We start from the raw sequence: 20,321 nt of genomic DNA, 5'->3' as shown, positions 1-20,321 counted from the left end.
ATGACAAGCTGGGAGCAGCAGGAACAGGCCCGCCGCGACTGGATGGACAAGCATTCGCTCTACCGTGCCGAGGACGAGCATTCGTCCTGCGGCGTCGGTCTGGTCGTCAACATCGACGGCAAGGCCAGCCGCAAGGTGGTGGAAAGCGGCATTCACGCGCTGAAGGCGATCTGGCATCGCGGCGCGGTGGACGCGGACGGCAAGACCGGCGATGGCGCGGGCATCCATGTGCAGATCCCGGTGCCGTTCTTTTACGACCAGGTGCGTCGCACCGGGCATGAACCCGACCATGACAAGCTGATCGCCGTGGGTCAGGTTTTCCTGCCCCGCACCGATTTCGCCGCGCAGGAACGCTGCCGGACCATCGTGGAATCCGAAGTGCTGCGCATGGGCCATTACATCTATGGCTGGCGTCATGTGCCGGTGAACACGTCGGTTCTGGGGGAAAAGGCCAATGCCACCCGCCCCGAGATCGAACAGATCCTGATCCGCTGCGAAAAGGACATCGACGAAGAGCAGTTCGAGCGCGAGCTGTATATCATCCGCCGCCGGATCGAAAAGGCGGCGGTGGCGGCGCAGATCGCGGGAATGTATCTGTGCACGCTGTCGTGCCGCAGCATCATCTATAAGGGCATGATGCTGGCCGAGCAGGTCGCGGAATTCTATCCCGATCTCAAGGACGAACGCTTCGAATCCGCCTTTGCCATCTATCACCAGCGGTATTCGACCAACACTTTCCCGCAATGGTGGCTGGCGCAGCCCTTCCGCATGCTGGCCCACAATGGCGAGATCAACACGCTGAAAGGCAACTCGAACTGGATGCGCAGCCATGAGATCCGCATGGCGTCGCGGACCTTTGGCGAGATGGCCGAGGACATCAAACCGATCATCCCCGGCGGTTCGTCCGATTCCGCCGCGCTGGATGCTGTGTTCGAGGTGCTGGTGCGCTCGGGCCGCAATGCGCCGATGACCAAGACCATGCTGGTGCCGGAAGCCTGGTCCAAGGCGACGACCGACATGCCCAAGGCATGGGCGGACATGTATGCCTATTGCAATTCGATCATGGAGCCGTGGGACGGTCCGGCCGCACTGGCCATGACCGACGGGCGCTGGGTTTGCGGCGGGCTTGACCGCAACGGGTTGCGTCCGCTGCGCTATGTCGTCACCGGCGACAACCTGCTGATCGCAGGGTCCGAGGCCGGCATGGTCCCGGTCGACGAAGCCACCACCCGCGAAAAAGGCGCGCTGGGACCGGGCCAGATGATCGCCGTCGATATGGCAGAGGGCAAGCTTTACCACGACCGCGAGATCAAGGACCATCTGGCGGCCAGCCAACCCTTTGGCGATTGGGTGGAAAAGGTCGTGCAGCCGTCCGAGTTGATGGCCAAACTGCCCGAAACCTCGCAGCATATCGGCGAAGAGCTGCGCCGCCGCCAGATCGCCGCCGGCTATTCGGTCGAGTTGGTCGAGCAGATGCTGGTGCCGATGGCCGAGGATGCGAAAGAGGCGCTGGCCTCGATGGGCGACGACACTCCACCCGCCGTGTTGTCGCGCCAGTTCCGGCCGCTGTCGCATTATTTCCGGCAAAACTTCAGCCAGGTGACCAACCCGCCCATCGACAGCCTGCGCGAAAGCCGGGTGATGAGCCTGCGCACCCGCTTTGGCAACCTCAAGAACGTGCTCGAGGAAAGCTCGGCCCATGCCGAGATCACCATGCTGGAAAGCCCCTTTCTCGCCAATGGCGAGTTCGAGGAACTGACCCGCATGTTCGAGGGTCAGGCGACGCAGATCGACTGCACCTTTGCGGCCAACGGCGGGCAGGACGCCCTTGCCGAGGCGCTGGCCCGCATCCGGGCCGAGGCCGAGGATGCCGTGCGCTCGGGCAACGGTCATATCATCCTGACCGACGAGGGAATCTCGGCCGACTGCGTGGGTGTGCCGATGATCCTGTCGACCAGCGCGGTGCATAGCTGGCTGACGCGCAAGGGGCTGCGGACTTTCTGCTCGCTGAACGTGCGGGCCTCGGAATGCGTCGACCCGCATGATTTCGCCGTGCTGATCGGTTGCGGCGCGACCACGGTGAACCCCTATCTTGCGCAGGACACGCTGGCCGAGCGGATCGAGCGCGGCCTGCTGGACGGCAACCTGATCGACATCATGTCCCGCTATCGCGAGGCAATCGACGCCGGCCTGCTGAAAATCATGGCCAAGATGGGGATCTCGGTCCTGTCGTCCTATCGCGGCGGGCTGAACTTCGAGGCGGTGGGCCTGTCCCGCGCCATGGTGGCGGAGTATTTCCCCGGCATGCAGTCGCGCATTTCGGGCATCGGTTTGCACGGCCTGCAAGCCAAGCTGGAAGAGGCCCATGCCAAGGGTTTCCGCGCGCCGCTGGTCGACCTGCTGCCGGTGGGCGGGTTTTTCAAGGCCCGCCGCTCTGGCGAGAAGCACGCCTGGGAAGCCAATACCATGCGTCTGCTGCAACTGGCCTGCGAAAAGGCGTCCTATGACATCTGGAAGCAGTTCACCACGACCATGCGGGCAAACCCGCCGATCCATATCCGCGACCTGCTGGACATCAAGCCGCTGGGCAAGCCGGTGCCGATCGAAGAGGTCGAATCCATCACCTCGATCCGCAAACGGTTCGTGACGCCGGGGATGAGCCTTGGCGCGCTGTCGCCCGAGGCGCATATGACGCTGAACATCGCCATGAACAGGATCGGCGCCAAGTCCGACTCGGGCGAGGGCGGCGAGGACCCGGCGCACAGCCATCCGCTGCCCAACGGCGACAATCCCTGCGCCAAGATCAAGCAGGTCGCCTCGGGCCGGTTCGGCGTCACCGCCGAATATCTGAACGCCTGCGAAGAGCTGGAGATCAAGGTGGCCCAAGGCGCCAAGCCCGGCGAGGGCGGCCAGCTTCCCGGCATGAAGGTCACCGACCTGATCGCCCGGCTGCGGCACTCGACCAAAGGGGTGACGCTGATCAGCCCGCCGCCGCATCACGACATCTACTCGATCGAGGATCTGGCGCAGCTTATCTATGACCTCAAGCAGATCAACCCGCGCGCCAAGATCACCGTCAAGCTGGTGGCCTCGTCCGGGGTGGGCACCATCGCGGCGGGTGTCGCCAAGGCCAAGGCCGACATCATCCTGATTTCCGGCCATAATGGCGGCACCGGAGCGTCGCCCGCGACCTCGATCAAGTTCGCGGGCCTGCCGTGGGAAATGGGCCTGACCGAGGCGCATCAGGTGCTGGCGATGAACCGGCTACGCGACCGCGTGACCCTGCGCACCGACGGCGGGCTGCGCACGGGCCGCGATATCGTCATGGCGGCGATGATGGGGGCCGAGGAATACGGTATCGGCACCGCCGCACTGATCGCCATGGGCTGCATCATGGTGCGCCAGTGCCAGTCGAATACCTGCCCGGTCGGCGTCTGCACCCAGGACGAAAAGCTGCGCGCCATGTTCAACGGCTCGGCCGACAAGGTGGTGAACCTGATCACCTTCTATGCGACCGAAGTGCGCGAGATCCTTGCCAGCATCGGTGCGCGTTCGCTGGACGAAATCATCGGCCGCGCCGACCTGCTGACCCAGGTCAGCCGGGGCGACAAGTCGCTGGACGATCTGGACCTGAACCCATTGCTGATCACTGTCGATGGGTCGGAAAAGATCGTCTATGACCGCAGCAAACCGCGCAACGCCGTGCCCGACACGCTGGACGCCGAGATCATCCGCGATGCCGGACGCTTTTTCAGCGATGGCGAAAAGATGCAACTGTCCTATGCGGTGCGCAACACGCAGCGGACGGTGGGCACCCGCACCTCGTCGATGATCGTGCAAACCTTCGGCATGCGCAACAAGCTGCAACCCGATCACCTGACCGTGCGGTTGACCGGCAGCGCGGGCCAATCGCTGGGGGCATTCGCAGCGCCGGGCCTGAAGATCGAGGTATCGGGCGACGCCAACGACTATGTCGGCAAGGGGCTGTCGGGCGGCACCATCGTGGTGCGGCAGGCGATGGCCAGCCCGCTTGACGCGGCCGAAAACACCATCGTCGGCAATACCGTGCTTTACGGCGCGACCGACGGTTATCTGTTCGCAGCCGGCCGCGCGGGCGAGCGGTTCGGCGTGCGCAACTCGGGCGCCAAGGTGGTGATCGAGGGCTGCGGCTCGAACGGGTGCGAATACATGACGGGCGGCGTCGCGGTCATCCTTGGCCGGATCGGCGCGAACTTCGGCGCCGGCATGACCGGGGGCATGGGCTATCTTTATGACCCCGAAGGCATGGCACGCGACTATATCAACGAAGAGACGCTGGTCCTGTGCCCGGTCACGCAGGCGCATTGGGAAGAGCAGCTTCGCGACCTGATCGAGCGGCACCATGCCGAAACCCGCTCGCGCCGGGCCGAGCAGATCCTGCAAAACTGGGAAGAAGAGAAAGCGCACTTCCTGCAAGTCTGCCCCAAAGAGATGCTGCCGCATCTGAAGCACCCCATCGCGCATGTGGACGATATGGCGGCCGTTCCGGCTGAATAGGCGGGGCGCACATGACAGCAACGGGGGCCGTTATGGCCCCCGTTTCATTTCGGCGCGACGAGGGTCGATACACCGCAAGGCATCGCCGGCGATATCCACGCTTGTCACCGTGGGTTCGTTAAAGTGCGGTTGGCCCCTGCCGCGATAGGGTCTAAAACGCCCGCGCAACAGGATTCGAAAAGGAAGCGCCGTGGCCGCAACCGTAAAGATCGCCATCGGCAGCATCATCGTCGGCCTGATCGTGCTGGCGCTGAAGGCGCTGGCTTGGCAACTGACCGGCTCGATCGCGCTTTTGTCGGATGCGCTGGAAAGCACGGTAAACGTGGCAACCGCCGTCGCCGCGCTGATCGCCATCCGCATCGCCGCCAAGCCCGCCGACCGCGATCATCCCTATGGCCACCACAAGGCCGAATTCTTCAGCGCCGTGCTGGAGGGGGTGATGATCATCGTCGCAGCAATGCTGATCCTGCGCGAAGCCTGGCACGGTTTCCAAAATCCGCGGATGCTGGATGCACCGCTCAGCGGACTGCTGATCAACACGGTGGCCAGTGCCATCAACGCGCTGTGGTGCTGGGTGTTGATCAGCCGCGGCCGACGGCTGAAATCGCCCGCACTGGTCGCCGACGGGCATCATCTTTTGTCGGACGTGATCTCTTCGGTGGGTGTCGTGGCGGGCGTGGCGCTGGCGGTTGTCACCGGTTGGGCGATTCTGGACCCGGCGCTGGCAGCGCTGGTTGCACTGAACATCCTCTGGTCGGGCTGGAAGGTGATGGCGAGTTCGCTGTCGGGACTGTTGGACGAGGCGGTTTCCGAAGACATGCTGACCGATATCCGCACCACCATTTCGGACGCCGCCACCGGCGCTATCGAGGCGCATGACCTGCGCACCCGCCATGCCGGGCCGCGCACCTTCATCGACTTTCATCTGGTGGTGGACGGCCATACCACGGTGGATGCCGCCCATGCCATCTGCGACCGCATCGAACAGGCGCTTATGCAAAAGCTGCCCGGTGCGCTGATCACCATCCATGTCGAGCCCGAACACAAGGCCAAGCATTCGGGCGTTGTGGTGATCTAACGCAGCCGCCGCCCCCCGGCATCGAAATGAAAGGCGCGGTTCGGATCGAAACCCAGCCCGACCGTTTCGTCCACGGCAAAGTCCCGTTCGCCAAAAAGCCTCACGGTCAGCAGCCCGTGATCGTCCGACGAGATATAGACCAGCGTCTCGCCGCCCAACTTCTCGACATGGCTGACGCGGCCGTTGATACGGTCCCCGCCCGGCGTCAGGTGTTCGGGCCGGATGCCCAGCGTATCCGAGCGCAACCCCAGCTTACCGGCTTGCAGGAAATTCATCTGCGGACTGCCGATGAACCCGGCGACAAAGGTGTTGTCGGGGTCGTTGTAGATATCCATCGGCCGGCCCACCTGCTCGACCACGCCGCCGCGCAAAACGACGATCTTGTCGGCAAGCGTCATCGCCTCGACCTGATCGTGGGTGACATAGATCATCGTCGCGCCCAGTTCACGGTGCAGCGTTGCGATCTCGATCCGCGTCTTTACCCGCAACGCGGCGTCAAGGTTCGACAGCGGCTCATCGAACAAAAACAGCTTTGGCCGCCGGACGATGGCGCGGCCAATGGCGACACGCTGCCGCTGGCCACCGGAAAGCTCTGCCGGGCGCCGCTCCAGCAGATGCGCCAGCGCCAGCATCTCGGCCGCCTTCTCGGTCGCTTGCAGGATCTGCGCCCTGGGCGTGCCGGCCTGTTTCAGCGCCAGCCCCATGTTGTCGCGCACGGTCAGGTGCGGGTAGAGCGCATAGCTTTGGAACACCATGGCGATCTCGCGCTTGGCGGGGGCAAGGTCGTTGATGCGCACGCCGTCGATGGCCACATCGCCGGAACTGACATCCTCCAGCCCCGCGATCATGCGCAAAAGCGTGGACTTGCCGCAGCCCGAGGGGCCGACGAAGACACAGAACTCGCCATCCTCGACCTGCAGGTCGACCCCCTTGATGACCTGCGTTGTGCCAAAGGCCTTGGTGACCTGGGTAAGGGTCAGGGCTCCCATCGGGATGTCTCCTTGTTCATGGCGATGGCAGTCATTTCACGGCGCCGGCGGTAATGCCGCGGATCAACTGGCGCGAAAAGATCAGGTACAGCACCAGCACCGGCAGAATGGCCAGACTAAGCGCGGCCAGCACCGCGTTCCAGTTGGTGACGAACTGGCCGATAAAGACCTGGCTGCCCAGCGTGATGGTCTTGGTCGCCTCGGATGGCGCGAGGATCAGCGGAAACCACAGATCGTTCCAGATCGGGATCATGGTGAACACGGCGACCGTGGCCATGGCCGGCCGCACCAAGGGCAGCACAAGCCGGAAAAAGATGGTGTACTCGGACAGCCCGTCGATACGGCCGGCGTTCTTCAGGTCGTCCGAAACGCCGCGCATGAACTCCGACAGGATGAACACCGCCAGAGGCAGGCCCTGCGCAGTATAGACCAGCACCAGCGCGGTCAGCGTGTTCACCAGCCCCGAAGCCACCATCAACTGCAAGATCGCAACGGTGCCCAGCCGGATCGGGATCATGATCCCAAGCGCCAGGTAAAGCCCCATCAGCATATTGCCGCGAAACCGGTATTCCGACAGCGCAAAAGCCGCCATGGCCCCGAACAGCAGCACAAAGAACAGGCTGGCCACCGTCACGATAAGCGAGTTCTGGAAGTACAGCAGGAAATCCCCCTGCGCCAGCACCGTGCGATAGCCGATCAGGTCGAATGTCCCGGCCGTCGGCACGGCCAACGGATCGGCAAAGATCGCCCGCCGGCTTTTGAAACTGTTGATGACCACGACAAAAACCGGAAACAGCGCGATCACCGTGTAAAGCAGCAAGACGGCATGGGCGGCAAGGCTACGGCTGACGGAACGGCGGGCTTGGCTCATGACCGGACCTCAGAACTGATAGCGCCGCAACCGGCGCTGGATGGCGAACAGGTAAAAGCAAACGCCCAGCAGGATGATGGCGAACATGGCGGTGGCGATGGTCGCCCCCATATGCGGGTCGCCGATCTGCAGCTGGAAGCCGAAAAAAGTGCGATAAAGGAAGGTGCCCAGGATATCGGTCGAGAAATTCGGCCCCGCCAAAGCGCCCTGCGTGACATAGATCAGGTCGAAAGCGTTGAAGTTGCCCACGAAAGTCAGGACCGAGATAATCCCGATCGATGGCAGGATCAGTGGCAGCTTGATCTTCCAGAACTGCGACCAGCCGGTGACACCGTCCATCTCTGCCGCCTCGATCACCTCGTCGGGGATGGTCAGCAGCGCAGCATAGATCAGCATCATCGGGATGCCTACGAATTGCCAGACCGAGATCAGCGCCAGCGTGGTCAGCGCCGTCCCCTCACGACCCAGCCAGGGCGCAAACAGGCTCTTCAGCCCCACCGCATCCAGCATACCGGGCGCGATGCCCCAGATCGGCGACAGGATCAGCTTCCAGACAAAGCCGACGATGACGAAGGACAGGATGGTCGGGATAAAGATCGCGGTGCGATAAAACGCCGCCCCCCGCAACCGCGGTGAACTCAGCAGCGCCGCCAACGCTACGCCGACAGGGTTCTGCACCAGCATGTGAACCAGAAAGAACCAGGCATTATTGCCCAATGCATTCCAGAAACTCGCCGACCAGCGCGGATCGCCGAACAGAGTGGCAAAATTGCGCAGCCCGACAAAGACGCGGCCCTGCTCTGCCGCATTGAACAAGGACAGATTGAGCGTCCCGAACAACGGCACGATCATGATGGCGGTATAGACCAGCACCGCCGGGGCAAGAAACACCGCGATATGCCAGCGAAACGGTTTCCGCCGCGCCATGACGCCCCTCCTCTTCTTCGTTGGAAAAATACCCTCGGGGGGTGCGGGGGGGAGGAAGCCCCCCGCCATCGCCGGGCCGCCAGGCCCGGCAGAGGATCACTGCTGCTGTGGCGCGAACCAGCTTTCCAGCCCCTTCTGCAACCGCTCCGCAGCGACCTCGGGCGTCTCGGCGCCGTTGATGACATTGGCCGAGGCGGTCCAGGTCTCGTTCTCCAGGTTCGGGGTGCCGCGCGACAGGATCTGGTAGGTCGAGCGGATGGTGGGTTCACAGGTCTCGCGCCAGCCGACGAACTCCTTGGCCAGCGGGTCCTCCATTTCGACCGCGGCCGAGTTCAGCGAGAAAAAGCCCGGCAGCGCATTGGCATAAAGCGTGGCAAACTCCGACGAACCCACCCATTCCAGGAACTTCCTTGCCTCTTCCGGGTGCTTGGTCGCCGCATTCATACCCAGCGCGATATCGGTATGGTCGCTGATGTAGCAGGTATCGCCCGCGGCCGGCACCGGCGGCGGGAAGGCGCCCATCTCGAAGGCACCGCCGATCTGCGGGCCAAAGACACCGATCTCCCACGAACCAGCCGGATAGATGGCGGCGCGGCCCAGGGTGAACAGGTTCTGGCTGTCGGGATAGGTTTGCGCCTCGAACCCGTCGCCCAGATAGTCACGCCACTTCGCCAACTGCCGGAAAGGTGCGACCCAAGGCTCGTCGGTCAGCCGCGAGGTGCCCTCGATCAGTGCCTTGCGGCCTTCCTCGCCCTTCCAATAGTTCGGGCCGATGTTCTGATAGCCCATGGTTGCGGCTTCCCACTGGTCCGTGGTGCCCATCGCCATCGGAATATAGGTGCCGTCCGCCTTGATCTTGTCCAGAAGCTCAAAGAACTCCGCCTCGGTCCCGGGCGGGGTCAGGCCCAGTTCCTCGAAGGCGGTCTTGTTATAGATGAACCCATGGATCACCGAGGCCATGGGCACGCAGAAGGTTTGCGCCCCGTCATCGGTCTGCCATGCCGATTTCGCCACATCCGAGAAATTCGCCATCGCGGGCAGATCGCTCAGGTCGGCCAGCTTGTTCTTCTTGAACAGTTCCAGCGAGGCGTCGAAGGGCCGGCAGGTGATCAGATCGCCCGCCGAGCCGGCATCCAGCTTGGAGTTCAGCACCGCATTGTATTCCGGCGGCGCCGAGGGGGCGAAGTTGATCTTGATGCCCGGATTGGCCGCCTCGAAGGCCGGGATGATCTTTTCCTGCCAGATGGTAAGGTCGTCGTTGCGCCAGCTTTCGATGGTCAGAGTCACGTCCTGAGCCCAGGCGGCACCGCCCAGCAAGGTACTGGCCAGCAGCGCAAGGCGGATGGTCTTGGTCATGGTCTTCTCCCTTCGGCATCGGGTCTCTCGCGGACCCTCTGGTTGAAATCAGATCAGGGGGGACAGATGCCCCCCGGTTCCGGCCAGCCGCTCGGCGGCGGCTTCGGGTGTCATGCCGCGCGCGACCAGAATCGCGGGCTTTACCGCGCCGCCGGTGTGCGTCAATGCGGTCTCAGCCTCGTCCCGGCTGACATGCGCGACGTCGGAAACGATACGCGCGGCGCGATCGACCAGCTTCAGGTTGTCGGCCACCAGATTGACCATATAGCCGTCATGGACATGGCCCAAGCGAATCGCGACCAGCACCGACAGCATGTTCAGTGCCACCTTTTGCGCCGTCGCCGCACCCATGCGGGTCGAGCCGGCAACGACCTCGGCCCCGGTTTCGATCAGAACCGGGATGTCGGCGCGCTCCAGCAAGGGTGAGCCCGCCACATTGGCGAACCCGGCCACCTTCACGCCGCGATCCTGCGCAGCCGCGGCAATCGCGAGCACATAGGGCGTGCGCCCCGAGGCCGACAGGCACAGCAACGTGTCCCCCGCGACAAGCTGCACCCGCTCAAGATCGGCTAAGGCCAGTGCCGGGTCATCCTCGACGCTGCCCTTCAGATGCAACAGCGCATCGGCCCCGCCGGCAAACATCATCGGTGTCCGTTCGGGCGCGAGGCCAAAGGTGCCGGCAAGTTCAAGGCAGTCCGCCAGCGCCATCAATCCCGAGGATCCGGCGCCCGCATAACCCAGCTTGCCGCCCGCATGCAGAGAGGCGGCGGCGGCATCGGCCACGCGCTCCAGCGCCGGCAGTGCAAGCTGCAATGCACCCAGCGCCGTAACCTGCGCCTCCAGCAAGATGCGCAGCACTTCGGACGCAGGACGCGCATGAAGCCCGTTGGACGCCGGATGCCTTGCCTCGGTGCCGGATGCAGTCATATGATTCCCCCTGTGACATTGATAATGCCAAAACAATACCACTTGTAAAGTATCTTCTTATATTCGCCACCATTCCGGCCCATCCCTAGGATTAATCAAAAACTCCTTCCCTTTTGGTATTGCTTTGGTATTGTCAGTATTAAAGGGGGCGCCATGTCATATTTTCTGGGCATAGACGGAGGGGGCACCGGCTGTCGCGCCGCCATCGCGGATGCGCAGGGCCGGGTCATCGGCCAGGGCGCGGCGGGACCAGCCAATATTTCGGTCGAGACCGAGGGCGCCTGCGCCAATATCCTTGCCGCCGCCCGCGCGGCACTGGATGAGGCCGGACGGGGTCATCTGGACGAACTGACCGCGGTGTTGGGCCTAGCAGGCGCCAATGTCACCGCCGCCGCCCGCAGCCTGCAGGCGATGTTGCCGTTCCGCAAGGCGCGCATCGTCACCGATGCGGTAACCGCCGCCACCGGCGCGCTGGGGGGCGAGGATGGCATCGTCGTCGCCATGGGCACCGGCTCGGTCCTCGCAGTCCAGTTGGGCGGAGAAATGCGCCAATACGGCGGGCGCGGCTTCGTGCTGGGCGATGAAGGCAGCGGCGCCGTGCTGGGTCGCGCGCTGCTGGCCGAGGCCCTGCGCGCCGAAGACGGCTTTATCCCCATGAGCCCGCTGCTGCAGGCCGTGCTGGATGAATTGGGCGGAATCGAAGGCGTGATCTCTTTCGGTTTTCGCGCACGGCCCGCCGAATTCGCCGCCTTTGCACCGCGCATCGTCACGGGCAACGATCCGGCAGGCGAGCGCATCTTTGCCACGGCCGTGGACGATATCCGCGCCATGATCGACACATTGCAGACCGGGCGCGACCTGCCGGTGGTGTTTCTGGGCGGGCTTGGCGCGCATTACGCCGCCCGGCTGCAAGGTCTGTGGCCGATCCGGCCGCCCAAGGGCTCGGGGCTGGATGGCGCGCTGCACCTTGCCCGACAGGAGGGGTGATGGCCGAGCTTTTCACCCCAGAGGCATTCGAGGAAACCGGCAGCGGCCCGCTTTATCTGCAATTGCACCGGCTGATCGCCGATGCCATCGCCTCGGGTCGGCTGCAACCCGGCGACAGCCTGCCCTCGGAACGCGAACTTGCGGCGATGACCGGCCTGTCGCGCGTGACCGTGCGCAAGGGGGTGGCGGAACTGGTCGCCTCGGGGCAGTTGGTGCAAAAACGCGGATCAGGCACCTTTGTCGCGCCCCGGGTCGAAAAGCTGGAACAAGCGCTATCGCTGCTGACCTCCTTCACCGAAGACATGGCCCGACGCGGCCGCAGCGTCGAAAGCCGCTGGATCGCACGTGGCCTGCACGCCCCCGCCCCGGAAGAGGTGATGGCGCTGGGGCTAAGCATCGGCGAGATGGTGGCGCGGCTGGAACGGGTGCGCAGTTCGGACGGCGTGCCGCTGGCGATCGAGCGCGCCGCACTGTCGCAAACAACCTTGCCCAACCCGGCAACGGTCAACGATTCGCTTTACGCAGAGCTGGAAAGCCGCGGGTTGCGGCCGGTGCGCGCGGTGCAGCGCATCTCGGCCGCGAACCTGAACGAAAGCGATGCCGAATTGCTGGGCGTGCCCCCCGGCGTGGCCGGGCTAAAGATCGAACGCATTTCCTACCTGCCCTCGGGCAAGGTGGTGGAATTCACCCGCTCACTCTATCGCGGCGATGCCTATGACTTTGCCGTCGAGTTGAAACTTGCCCCGGAAGGCGAAAGGAACCCGTGATGAGCCAGACGCATATGGCGCGCGAAGTGGCCGAGATCCCGCAGGCCGTCGCCCGTTTCCTTGATCTTTCGCGGGATGCGGTGCTGGATGCCGCCGCTGCCCTGCGCCGCAAGGACCCCGATCTTGTGGTCACGGTGGCGCGGGGGTCGTCCGACCATGCCGCGACCTATCTGAAATACGCCGTCGAACTGGAGGCCGGGGTGCCGGTCGCCTCGGTCGGCCCTTCGATTGCCTCGATCTATCGCCGACCCCTGCGGCTGGGCAAGGCGGCTTGCATCGGCATCTCGCAATCCGGCCGCAGCCCGGACATCGTCGAGATGATGCGCGCGGCGGGCGAGGGCGGGGCGTTGTCCGTCGCCATCACCAATTTCGACCAAAGCCCGATGGCGCAGGTTTCAGCCCATTGCCTGCCCTTGCAGGCGGGCGAGGAAAAAAGCGTTGCGGCCACCAAGACTTTCGTGTGCTCGGTGCTGGCCGGCCTGTCGCTTTTGGCCGAATGGCGCGAGGATCACGCCTTGCAGGATGCCGTGGCCGCCCTACCAGAGGCTTTTGCCCAAGCCGTGGCACTGGATTGGTCGCCGCTGTCGGCGCGGCTGGCGCGGGCGGGATCGGCATTCGTGCTGGGCCGTGGTCCGGGCTTTGCCATCGCCTGCGAATCGGCACTGAAATTCAAGGAAACCTCCGGCATTCATGCCGAGGCCTATTCGGCGGCCGAGGTGCTGCACGGCCCCGCCGCCATCGTGCAGGCCGGTTTTCCGGTGCTGGCACTGGGGGTCGAGGATGCCGCCCTGCCGCAACTCAAGGCGACCGCCGAACGGCTGGCGGCACAGGGGGCGGATGTCTTCATCACCGGCACCGAGGTGGGGGGCGCAGTCACCCTGCCCTCGGTCGCGGGGCTGCACCCTCTGGTGGCCCCGCTGGTCACCATCGCCGGGTTTTACGCCTTTATCGAGGCGTTGGCGCGCCGGCGCGGTTTCGACCCTGACACGCCGCCGCATCTGCGCAAGGTGACGGAGACGGTATGATGGCCGAGGTTCTGACCGGCGCGCGGATCTTTGACGGCACGCGTTTCCTTGACGGCCACGCCTTGGTGGTCGAGGCGGACAGGATCGCCGCCATCCTGCCCGAAGCCCAGGCACCTACCCAAGGGCGCCGGGCCGTAGCCGGTATCCTTGCCCCCGCATTTCTGGATTTGCAGGTGAACGGCGGCGGCGGGCTGATGCTGGACGGCTCGACCGATATGGACGGGCTGCGCCGCATCTGCGCAGCGCACCGGGCGCTTGGCACCGCAGGCGTGCTGCCGACGCTGATCACCGACACGGCCGAGGCCACCGCCCATGTCATCGCATTGGGAATTGCGGCGACTGAGGCAGGCGTGCCGGGCTTTCTTGGCCTGCATCTGGAGGGACCGCATCTGGACCCACGCCGCAAGGGGGCGCATGATCCGACGCTGATCCGACCCATGGAGGAAGACGACCTTGCCCGGCTGTGCGAAGCGGCGCAAAAGCTGCCGGCACTGATGGTCACCCTGGCGCCCGAGACGGTGACGCCACAACAGATCGCGGCGCTGGCCGGCGCAGGGGCGATCGTCAGCCTTGGCCACAGCGATTGCAGCTTTGAAATCGCCCAAGCCGCCTTTGCGGCTGGGGCCCGATGCACCACACATCTGTTCAACGCCATGAGCCAGATGGGCAATCGCACCCCGGGTCTTGCCGGAGCGGTTTTGGCCGGCGATGTGGCGGCAGGGCTGATCGCCGATGGGGTCCATGTCCACCCGGCGGTCATGCGTATCGCGCTGGGGGCAAGACCCGAGGGCGTGTTTCTGGTCACGGATTGCATGGCATTTGCCGGAACCGACCTGACCGAGATGGAACTGGGTGGCCGCAAGGTGCTGCGCCGCAACGGGCGGCTGACCTTGTCTGACGGCACGCTGGCCGGGGCCGACCTGACCTTGCCGCAGGCCATCGCCGTGTTGGTCCATCAGGTCGGCATCGCACCCGAACGCGCGCTGCGCATGGCCTCGGCCATTCCCGCCGCGCTTCTGGGGATCAAGGACCGCCATGGCGCGCTCGTCCCCGGTCGTCAGGCCGATCTGGTGCTGCTGGATTCGGATTTTTCCCTGCGCGAGCATTGGCTTTCATTCTGACCGCGACGGAATAGCCCGCCGCAGGGGGCATGCACGGTCTTTCCCTTATCCGCCGCTCGTGCGAAAGTCGGCTTCGCGCGAAACGAAGGATGAGGATCCGATGAGCACCCCCCTGCCCGAGGCGGTGAAGAAATCCGTGCTGCTGAACGGTTTGACGCCCGAGATGCGCGACAAGTTGCTCAAGGACGCGCAGCGCCGCAGCTATCACGAAGGCGAGACGATCTTCGTGCAAGGCGATCCGGCCCGCGCGGTGTTCATCGTGCTGAACGGTTTCATCAAACTATCACGGCTGACTCCAAACGGGACCGAGGCGGTGGTGGCGATTCTGGGCCGCAACCGGAGCTTTGCCGAGGCCATGGTCCTGCGTGGCACGCCCTATCCCGTTTCGGCCGAGGCGATTTCGGACTGCACGCTGCTGCAGATCGACGGAACGCGGTTGCGGCAGTTCCTGCTGGAGAATCAGGAATTCGCCATCGGGCTTCTGGCCTCGACCTTCGTGCATCTGCAAGGGCTGGTGGACCAGATCGAAAACCTCAAGGCCCATACCGGGGTGCAGCGCGTGGCGCAGTTTCTGGCCGACCTTTCCGATATCGAGGAAGGCCCCGCCGAGGTGCGGCTGCCCTATAACAAACGCCTGATCGCCGGGCATCTTGGCATGCAGCCCGAAAGCCTGTCGCGCGCCTTTGCCCGCCTGCGCCGACATGGGGTCGAGGTCGAGGCCGACAAGGCGATCATCGCCGATATCGCCCAGTTGCGCACGCTGGCGATGGATTAGCCGCGCGGATGGCCGCAAGGGCAGCGGGACGATCTGACCGCTCATATGACATGCAGCCCCCAGATAAGCGCCAACCAGATCGTCAGCGGGACGACAAAGACCCCTCGCCATCCCGTTTCACGGCTAAGGTGCAGAAAACCGCCCAAAATTGCGCGGGCCTTGAGCAGCGCCAGCACCAGCAGCCCTGCGGCCGCTAAGGGACCGGGAACAAAGGCCAGCGCCGTCGTCACGGCCGTCAACGCCAGCAGGGTCAACCAGATGCGCGTCAGTTCCATACCCTAGCCCAACAGATAGATCGGCGGCAAAATAAGCACCCAGACCAGATCGACCATATGCCAAAAGGCGGCTCCCGCCTGCACCTCCTCTGTGCGCAGCCTTGTCGCGACCAGTGCCAGAACGCCGATACCGAACAGGACATGCGCTGCGTGAAAACCTGTCAGCAGATAGTAGAACGTAAAGAACGGATGGCTTTCCATGCCAAGGCCAGCCCGGATATCGCCGATATATTCCAAGCCTTTCACGGCCAGAAAAGCCACCCCGCCAAGCGACGCCAGCAACAGCCCCACCCGCGCTCGACGCCGGTTGCCGTTTCGGCAGGCAAGTTCAGCCTGAGCGGCGAAAAAGCCGGAAGTGACAAGGATCGCTGTGTTCAACGCTGCCATCCAGCCGTGCAACTGACCCTGAGCCTGCGCAAATCCTGCGGGATCGGTCAATCGCACAGCGGCCATTGCGGTGATGCCGGCAGCAAAAACCAGCAGTTCCGAGGCAATAAGCACCCACATGATGGGTTCGCCGGGAAGGTCCTGAGCCCGCATTACCCCACCAACTGCCGATAGATCACCGGCAAAGCCGCCATCAATCGGTCGGGGTGCGGAATCAACGAAAATCCGCCTTGGCCGAATATACGGGGAAACCAGCTTTTGCCGTCGCGGTCCACAGTGATGCCATGCACGGCATGACCCGCCCGCCGTGCTTCGCGCACCGCCATGGCGCTGTCTTCGATGCCATGACGGCCTTCATAGTGGTCAAGGTCGTTGGGCTTGCCGTCGGTAATGACCAGCAACAGCCGCCGGCTGCTTGTTTGCGCCGCCAGCCCGGCCGAGGCATGGCGAATTCCCGCGCCGAGCCTTGTGTAAAAGCGCGGGCGCAGTCCGGCGATGCGCCGCTCGATCGCAACCCCCATCGGTTCGTCGAAACCCTTGCACGTGCTAAGAAACACCCGGTCGCGTTTCAGCGAGGAAAAAGCGTTGATCGCGAATCGGTCACCGCAAGCGTCCAGCCCCCAAGCCAGCGCCGCCAGCGCCTCGCGCTCAACCTCGATCACCCCACGCCCCGTGACCGCGCTTTCGGTCGACCGCGATACATCCAGCAAAATCGACACCGCAAGGTTGCGCGCCAAGGGCCGGGACTGGCGCCAGATGCGGTCGCTGCCCTGCCCGGTCGCGCGCAGATCAGCGGCGGCCCGAACTGTCAGTTCCGAGTCCAGCTCTTCTCCGTCGCGGTGACCGGTGGTTGTGATGCGGCCGGGGCGCAAGGCCTCGAACTGGCGGCGAACGGCGCGGATGCGGGCTTGTGCGCCGGCGTCGGGGGCCAGCGGCTCGTCATGCTCGGGCGCGCGGTTTTCCAGCACGCGCACATGATGCGCAAGATAGCGGCCCCGGCGCGCATCCCACTCCGGATAGGTGTGGATACCGGCGACAGCCTCAAGATCCGCGTCCTCGGGCGCAAGATCGAGATGCAGCCGCAGGCGCGTCGCCGGTGCCTTCGACACCTGGCCAAGGCCCAGTTCTTCCTGATCCTCTGCCGCCTTCTTCGCGTCGTCCTGATCATCATCATCGACATGCCGGTTGAGGTTCATCAGATCGGCCCAGCTTAGCAGAGCCTCGAATTTGTGCAGGATCAGGCTGTCGCGGCGCTGCGGCTGATCGCTGCGGCGGCGGCGGGCGCGAAACATCCGGTTGCTGGCCGGATCGGCGGCAATGCCGTCGGGCGCATCGCCGGGCGCTGCGGCAAGTGCAGTCTCGGGCGCGGCCAGATCGGGCCAAAGCGGCACCGGCCGCATCGGCCGATAACCATGCGGCGCCCGGGCCTGCGGTTCGTCCAGCGTCGCCAGCCACTCGCTGGCAAGGGGCGGCAGCGGTGCCGGGTCGCCCAGCAGATGGCGGATGATTGCCTCGACCGCCGCTTCGGCCCGGGGCAGAGCAGCGACCGGGCGCAACGATAGGACCATTTCGGAAAGGTCGTGATAAAGCCCCGCCAGACCTGGCGCATCCTGCAACGTGGCCTGAACCGCCCGTCTTGCCGCACCCAACCGCGCGAGGTCACGACAAAGCGGATCGTCCTGCGGCAGCGCCATGTCGCCATGTGCCGCACAGGCCGCAAGCCAAAGATAGAGCGCCCCGTTCGCCTGACGCGACGGCAGCACCGACAGCCGTTCCGGCAGACGCAGGATCTCACCGTCGAAGCGGGCCACGGGCGTTATCTCGACCGGCGTGCCCAATCGGCGGCGCCAGCGGATGCGGTGGTGCGAGGCCTGCGCGGCCGCGGGTCGGATTTCAATCGCAGCACCGCCGCCCAAAGCCCGGAACAGCACCGCAATGCGTCCGGAAACCTCGGTCAGCGCCACCGCCTGATCCTCGAAATCCTGCGGCGCGCCAAAGCTGCTGGCCCAGACGTGCCAGATCTTGCCGACAGTTTCCTCTGGCTCCCAAGGTTCCAGATCCAGACCCATGCCGCGCCCCCTTTTCAGCCGAAGATCGCCGCGGCAAGGTCGCGCAGACCTCGCTTGACCTCGGCGTCGTCGGTCAGGGGCTCGATCATCGCAGCCTCGATAGCACGGTCGAGGTTCATGCCGCGCTGGGTCAGCGTGGCGGCATAGACCACCAATCGGGTCGAGACACCCTCTTCCAGATCCTGACCCTTCAATCCGCGGATCTTGCCGGCCAGCCGCACCAACCCAAGCGTGCGATCCCGGTCCAGCCCGCTTTCACGGACAACGATCTCGGTCTCGCGCTCGGGTTCGGGGAAGTCGAACTCCATGGCGACGAACCGCTGCCGGGTCGAAGGCTTGAGTGTTTTCAGGATGTTCTGATAGCCGGGGTTGTAGCTCGCGACCAGCATGAAGCCGGGTGCCGCCTCAATTTCCTCGCCCGTGCGGTCGATGGGCAGAATGCGGCGGTCATCGGTCAGGGGATGCAGCACAACGGTCACGTCCTTGCGCGCCTCGACCACCTCGTCAAGATAGCAGATCGCGCCCTCCCGTACGGCGCGGGTCAGCGGACCGTCGGCCCAGACCGTCTCACCGCCCTTGAGCAGATAACGCCCGATCAGGTCGGCGGCAGAAAGGTCGTCGTGACAGGCCACCGTATAAAGCGGCCGGCCCAGCCGCGCCGCCATATGGGCGACAAAGCGGGTCTTGCCGCAACCGGTCGGGCCTTTCAGCAGCACCGGCAGGTCGTTCGCGGCGGCAGCCTCGAAAACGGCGACCTCGTCGCCCTGCGGCAGGTAGAAGGGGGCGTCAGCCGCCCCTTTCCGTTCAGTTTTCGCATGCGCGTTCATGGCTTACTCCGCAGCCTCAAGATGGCCGTCCTTGTGCTTTTGCACCGGGCCGGCGATGACCACCTCGCGGCGCGGAAACAGCACCGCATAGATGAACAGCAATGCACCCAGCACCACGGCCACGCCCGAACCGAAGCGCATCCAGTAGAACAGCGCCAGACCATCCTGCACGTCCATGTAGAACTCGCCATTGACACGCTGCAGGTGGGTCTGGACCGTGCCGGCGAAGGTCAGCGTCACAGTCATGAACACCATGCCCGAGGACATCAGCCAGAACGAGGCCATGTTCAACACCTGGTTATAGGGGTCGCGGTTCTTCATGATCGGCATGCAATAGGTCACGAGCGCCAGCACCAGACAGACATAGGCGCCATAGAAGGCCAGGTGGCCGTGCGCGGCAGTGATCTGCGTGCCGTGGGTGTAGTAGTTCACCCCGTGCAAAGTGTGCAGGAAGCCCCAGACCCCGGCCCCGAAGAAGGCCAGCACGGTGCAGCCCAAGCTCCAGACCAACGCGGCCTTGTTCGGGTGGTCGCGCCGACCCTTCCAGACCATGACGAAAGCAAAGGACATCATGGCGAAGAAGGGGACGATCTCGAAGCTCGAGAAGATCGAGCCGATCCATTGCCAGTAAGCCGGCAGACCGATCCAGTAATAGTGGTGCCCGGTCCCCAGGATGCCCGAGAACAGCGCCGTGGCCACGATGACATAGAGCCATTTCTCGACCACTTCGCGGTCCACGCCGGTCAGCTTAAGCATCAGGAAGGCGAGGATCGCGGCCATGATCAGCTCCCACACACCCTCAACCCAGAGGTGAATGACCCACCACCAGTATTGCTTGTCGAGCACGAGGTTCGACGGGTTGTAGAAGGCAAAGAGCCACAGCACGACAAGGCCCCAAAGCCCCATGATCAGCACGTTGGTAACCGCCGTGCGCCGGCCGCGCAGCGCGGTCATGCTGACGTTGTACATGAAGATCACAGCGGCAACGGCGATGCCGATCTTGACCCACGTCGGCTGTTCGATGAACTCGCGCCCGTTTTTGCCAAGCAGCCAGTGGCCGTGGAACAGGTCGAAGACATAGGTCACGACCGCGCCCAGCGTGCCCAGCACCAGAATGGCAAGCTGGATATAGGCCAGAAGCGGCGAGTGGATCTCGCGTTCGGCTTCTTCGGGCAGGATGTAATAGGTGGCGCCGAAAAAGCCCAGGAGCAGCCAGACGACGAGGCTGTTGGTGTGCAGCATCCTTACGATGTTGAAGGGCAGCAGTTCGGACAGGAAGTTCGGATTGACGTAAATCCAACCCATGAGCAGCCCGACGCTGACCTGAATGGCGAACAGCGCCATGGCCGCCAGGAAGTAGAGATAGGCGATGCGTTGCGATTGATATCTCATTGATGTGTCCCC

The 20,321-nt window shown here is 64.3% G+C and carries 17 protein-coding genes; 7 read left to right on the top strand and 10 right to left on the bottom strand.

The window, feature by feature from the left end; translation table 11 throughout:
- Together gltB and JWJ88_RS01610 are read left to right on the top strand one after the other, a co-directional pair.
- Positions 1 to 4,536 (top strand): glutamate synthase large subunit, encoded by a 4,536-nt coding sequence (gene gltB, locus JWJ88_RS01615; protein WP_205294381.1) that lies wholly within the window; start codon positions 1 to 3, stop codon positions 4,534 to 4,536.
- Between the two features lie 190 nt (positions 4,537 to 4,726).
- Positions 4,727 to 5,614, top strand: a complete 888-nt coding sequence (locus tag JWJ88_RS01610; protein ID WP_205294380.1) for a cation diffusion facilitator family transporter — start codon at positions 4,727 to 4,729, stop codon at positions 5,612 to 5,614.
- On the opposite strand, the gene JWJ88_RS01605 is transcribed toward JWJ88_RS01610, so the two are convergent.
- From JWJ88_RS01605 to JWJ88_RS01585, 5 genes are all read right to left on the bottom strand, one after another.
- Complete coding sequence (locus JWJ88_RS01605; RefSeq protein WP_205294379.1) at positions 5,611 to 6,603, bottom strand: ABC transporter ATP-binding protein; 993 nt, start codon at positions 6,601 to 6,603, stop codon at positions 5,611 to 5,613. The genes JWJ88_RS01610 and JWJ88_RS01605 overlap by 4 nt on opposite strands.
- Before the next feature lie 31 nt (positions 6,604 to 6,634).
- On the bottom strand, positions 6,635 to 7,474 hold the full coding sequence (locus tag JWJ88_RS01600; protein ID WP_205294378.1) for a carbohydrate ABC transporter permease: 840 nt from the start codon (positions 7,472 to 7,474) through the stop codon (positions 6,635 to 6,637).
- Between the two features lie 9 nt (positions 7,475 to 7,483).
- A complete protein-coding gene (locus JWJ88_RS01595; protein ID WP_205294377.1) occupies positions 7,484 to 8,401 on the bottom strand; it encodes a carbohydrate ABC transporter permease in 918 nt (305 codons plus the stop codon).
- Between the two features lie 96 nt (positions 8,402 to 8,497).
- Entirely contained in the window at positions 8,498 to 9,757 is a 1,260-nt protein-coding gene (locus JWJ88_RS01590; RefSeq protein WP_205294376.1) for an ABC transporter substrate-binding protein, read from the bottom strand.
- 48 nt (positions 9,758 to 9,805) lie between these two features.
- Complete coding sequence (locus JWJ88_RS01585) at positions 9,806 to 10,684, bottom strand: N-acetylmuramic acid 6-phosphate etherase (RefSeq protein WP_205294375.1); 879 nt, start codon at positions 10,682 to 10,684, stop codon at positions 9,806 to 9,808.
- A 153-nt stretch (positions 10,685 to 10,837) separates the two neighbouring features.
- On the opposite strand from JWJ88_RS01585, the gene JWJ88_RS01580 reads away from it, so the two are divergent.
- From JWJ88_RS01580 to JWJ88_RS01560, 5 genes are all read left to right on the top strand, one after another.
- Positions 10,838 to 11,671 (top strand): BadF/BadG/BcrA/BcrD ATPase family protein, encoded by an 834-nt coding sequence (locus tag JWJ88_RS01580; RefSeq protein WP_205294374.1) that lies wholly within the window; start codon positions 10,838 to 10,840, stop codon positions 11,669 to 11,671.
- On the top strand, positions 11,671 to 12,438 hold the full coding sequence (locus tag JWJ88_RS01575) for a GntR family transcriptional regulator (protein WP_205294373.1): 768 nt from the start codon (positions 11,671 to 11,673) through the stop codon (positions 12,436 to 12,438). Before JWJ88_RS01580 ends, JWJ88_RS01575 begins: the two co-directional genes overlap by 1 nt.
- Positions 12,438 to 13,463, top strand: coding sequence for an SIS domain-containing protein (locus tag JWJ88_RS01570; RefSeq protein WP_205294372.1), 1,026 nt, complete (start codon positions 12,438 to 12,440; stop codon positions 13,461 to 13,463). The genes JWJ88_RS01575 and JWJ88_RS01570 overlap by 1 nt, the downstream gene beginning before the upstream one ends.
- On the top strand, positions 13,463 to 14,584 hold the full coding sequence (nagA, locus tag JWJ88_RS01565) for an N-acetylglucosamine-6-phosphate deacetylase (RefSeq protein ID WP_205295092.1): 1,122 nt from the start codon (positions 13,463 to 13,465) through the stop codon (positions 14,582 to 14,584). Before JWJ88_RS01570 ends, nagA begins: the two co-directional genes overlap by 1 nt.
- A 100-nt stretch (positions 14,585 to 14,684) precedes the next feature.
- Positions 14,685 to 15,359, top strand: a complete 675-nt coding sequence (locus JWJ88_RS01560; protein ID WP_205294371.1) for a Crp/Fnr family transcriptional regulator — start codon at positions 14,685 to 14,687, stop codon at positions 15,357 to 15,359.
- Positions 15,360 to 15,400: 41 nt separating this feature from the next.
- Here JWJ88_RS01560 and JWJ88_RS01555 read toward each other — a convergent pair whose 3' ends face one another.
- Genes JWJ88_RS01555 through JWJ88_RS01535 form a run of 5 tightly spaced genes read right to left on the bottom strand, consistent with a single transcriptional unit; the run spans position 15,401 to position 20,309 of the window.
- Positions 15,401 to 15,634, bottom strand: a complete 234-nt coding sequence (locus JWJ88_RS01555; protein ID WP_205294370.1) for a cytochrome C oxidase subunit IV family protein — start codon at positions 15,632 to 15,634, stop codon at positions 15,401 to 15,403.
- 3 nt (positions 15,635 to 15,637) lie between these two features.
- A complete protein-coding gene (locus JWJ88_RS01550) occupies positions 15,638 to 16,174 on the bottom strand; it encodes a cytochrome c oxidase subunit 3 (protein WP_205294369.1) in 537 nt (178 codons plus the stop codon).
- Positions 16,174 to 18,090 (bottom strand): nitric oxide reductase activation protein NorD, encoded by a 1,917-nt coding sequence (locus tag JWJ88_RS01545; RefSeq protein WP_205294368.1) that lies wholly within the window; start codon positions 18,088 to 18,090, stop codon positions 16,174 to 16,176. Before JWJ88_RS01545 ends, JWJ88_RS01550 begins: the two co-directional genes overlap by 1 nt.
- Before the next feature lie 14 nt (positions 18,091 to 18,104).
- A complete protein-coding gene (locus JWJ88_RS01540; RefSeq protein ID WP_205294367.1) occupies positions 18,105 to 18,917 on the bottom strand; it encodes a CbbQ/NirQ/NorQ/GpvN family protein in 813 nt (270 codons plus the stop codon).
- Between the two features lie 3 nt (positions 18,918 to 18,920).
- Complete coding sequence (locus JWJ88_RS01535) at positions 18,921 to 20,309, bottom strand: cbb3-type cytochrome c oxidase subunit I (RefSeq protein WP_205294366.1); 1,389 nt, start codon at positions 20,307 to 20,309, stop codon at positions 18,921 to 18,923.
- Between the last annotated feature and the right edge of the window lie 12 nt (positions 20,310 to 20,321).

Origin of the sequence: Paracoccus methylovorus (assembly GCF_016919705.1) — a bacterium.
Classification (GTDB): domain Bacteria; phylum Pseudomonadota; class Alphaproteobacteria; order Rhodobacterales; family Rhodobacteraceae; genus Paracoccus; species Paracoccus methylovorus.
The sequence above is the reverse complement of the archived record's forward strand: the minus strand, read 5'-3'. Positions and strand labels throughout refer to the sequence as shown.

Excerpts from the sequence above, each read along its gene's own strand:
- JWJ88_RS01600 (WP_205294378.1), bottom strand. The coding sequence starts at position 7,474 with ATGAGCCAAGCCCGCCGTTCCGTCAGCCGTAGCCTTGCCGCCCATGCC.
- JWJ88_RS01560 (WP_205294371.1), top strand. The coding sequence starts at position 14,685 with ATGAGCACCCCCCTGCCCGAGGCGGTGAAGAAATCCGTGCTGCTGAAC.
- JWJ88_RS01540 (WP_205294367.1), bottom strand. The coding sequence starts at position 18,917 with ATGAACGCGCATGCGAAAACTGAACGGAAAGGGGCGGCTGACGCCCCC.
- JWJ88_RS01570 (WP_205294372.1), top strand. The coding sequence starts at position 12,438 with ATGAGCCAGACGCATATGGCGCGCGAAGTGGCCGAGATCCCGCAGGCC.
- JWJ88_RS01580 (WP_205294374.1), top strand. The coding sequence starts at position 10,838 with ATGTCATATTTTCTGGGCATAGACGGAGGGGGCACCGGCTGTCGCGCC.
- JWJ88_RS01575 (WP_205294373.1), top strand. The coding sequence starts at position 11,671 with ATGGCCGAGCTTTTCACCCCAGAGGCATTCGAGGAAACCGGCAGCGGC.
- nagA (WP_205295092.1), top strand. The coding sequence starts at position 13,463 with ATGGCCGAGGTTCTGACCGGCGCGCGGATCTTTGACGGCACGCGTTTC.
- JWJ88_RS01535 (WP_205294366.1), bottom strand. The coding sequence starts at position 20,309 with ATGAGATATCAATCGCAACGCATCGCCTATCTCTACTTCCTGGCGGCC.
- JWJ88_RS01605 (WP_205294379.1), bottom strand. The coding sequence starts at position 6,603 with ATGGGAGCCCTGACCCTTACCCAGGTCACCAAGGCCTTTGGCACAACG.
- JWJ88_RS01545 (WP_205294368.1), bottom strand. The coding sequence starts at position 18,090 with ATGGGTCTGGATCTGGAACCTTGGGAGCCAGAGGAAACTGTCGGCAAG.
- JWJ88_RS01550 (WP_205294369.1), bottom strand. The coding sequence starts at position 16,174 with ATGCGGGCTCAGGACCTTCCCGGCGAACCCATCATGTGGGTGCTTATT.
- JWJ88_RS01595 (WP_205294377.1), bottom strand. The coding sequence starts at position 8,401 with ATGGCGCGGCGGAAACCGTTTCGCTGGCATATCGCGGTGTTTCTTGCC.
- JWJ88_RS01555 (WP_205294370.1), bottom strand. The coding sequence starts at position 15,634 with ATGGAACTGACGCGCATCTGGTTGACCCTGCTGGCGTTGACGGCCGTG.
- JWJ88_RS01590 (WP_205294376.1), bottom strand. The coding sequence starts at position 9,757 with ATGACCAAGACCATCCGCCTTGCGCTGCTGGCCAGTACCTTGCTGGGC.
- JWJ88_RS01585 (WP_205294375.1), bottom strand. The coding sequence starts at position 10,684 with ATGACTGCATCCGGCACCGAGGCAAGGCATCCGGCGTCCAACGGGCTT.
- gltB (WP_205294381.1), top strand. The coding sequence starts at position 1 with ATGACAAGCTGGGAGCAGCAGGAACAGGCCCGCCGCGACTGGATGGAC.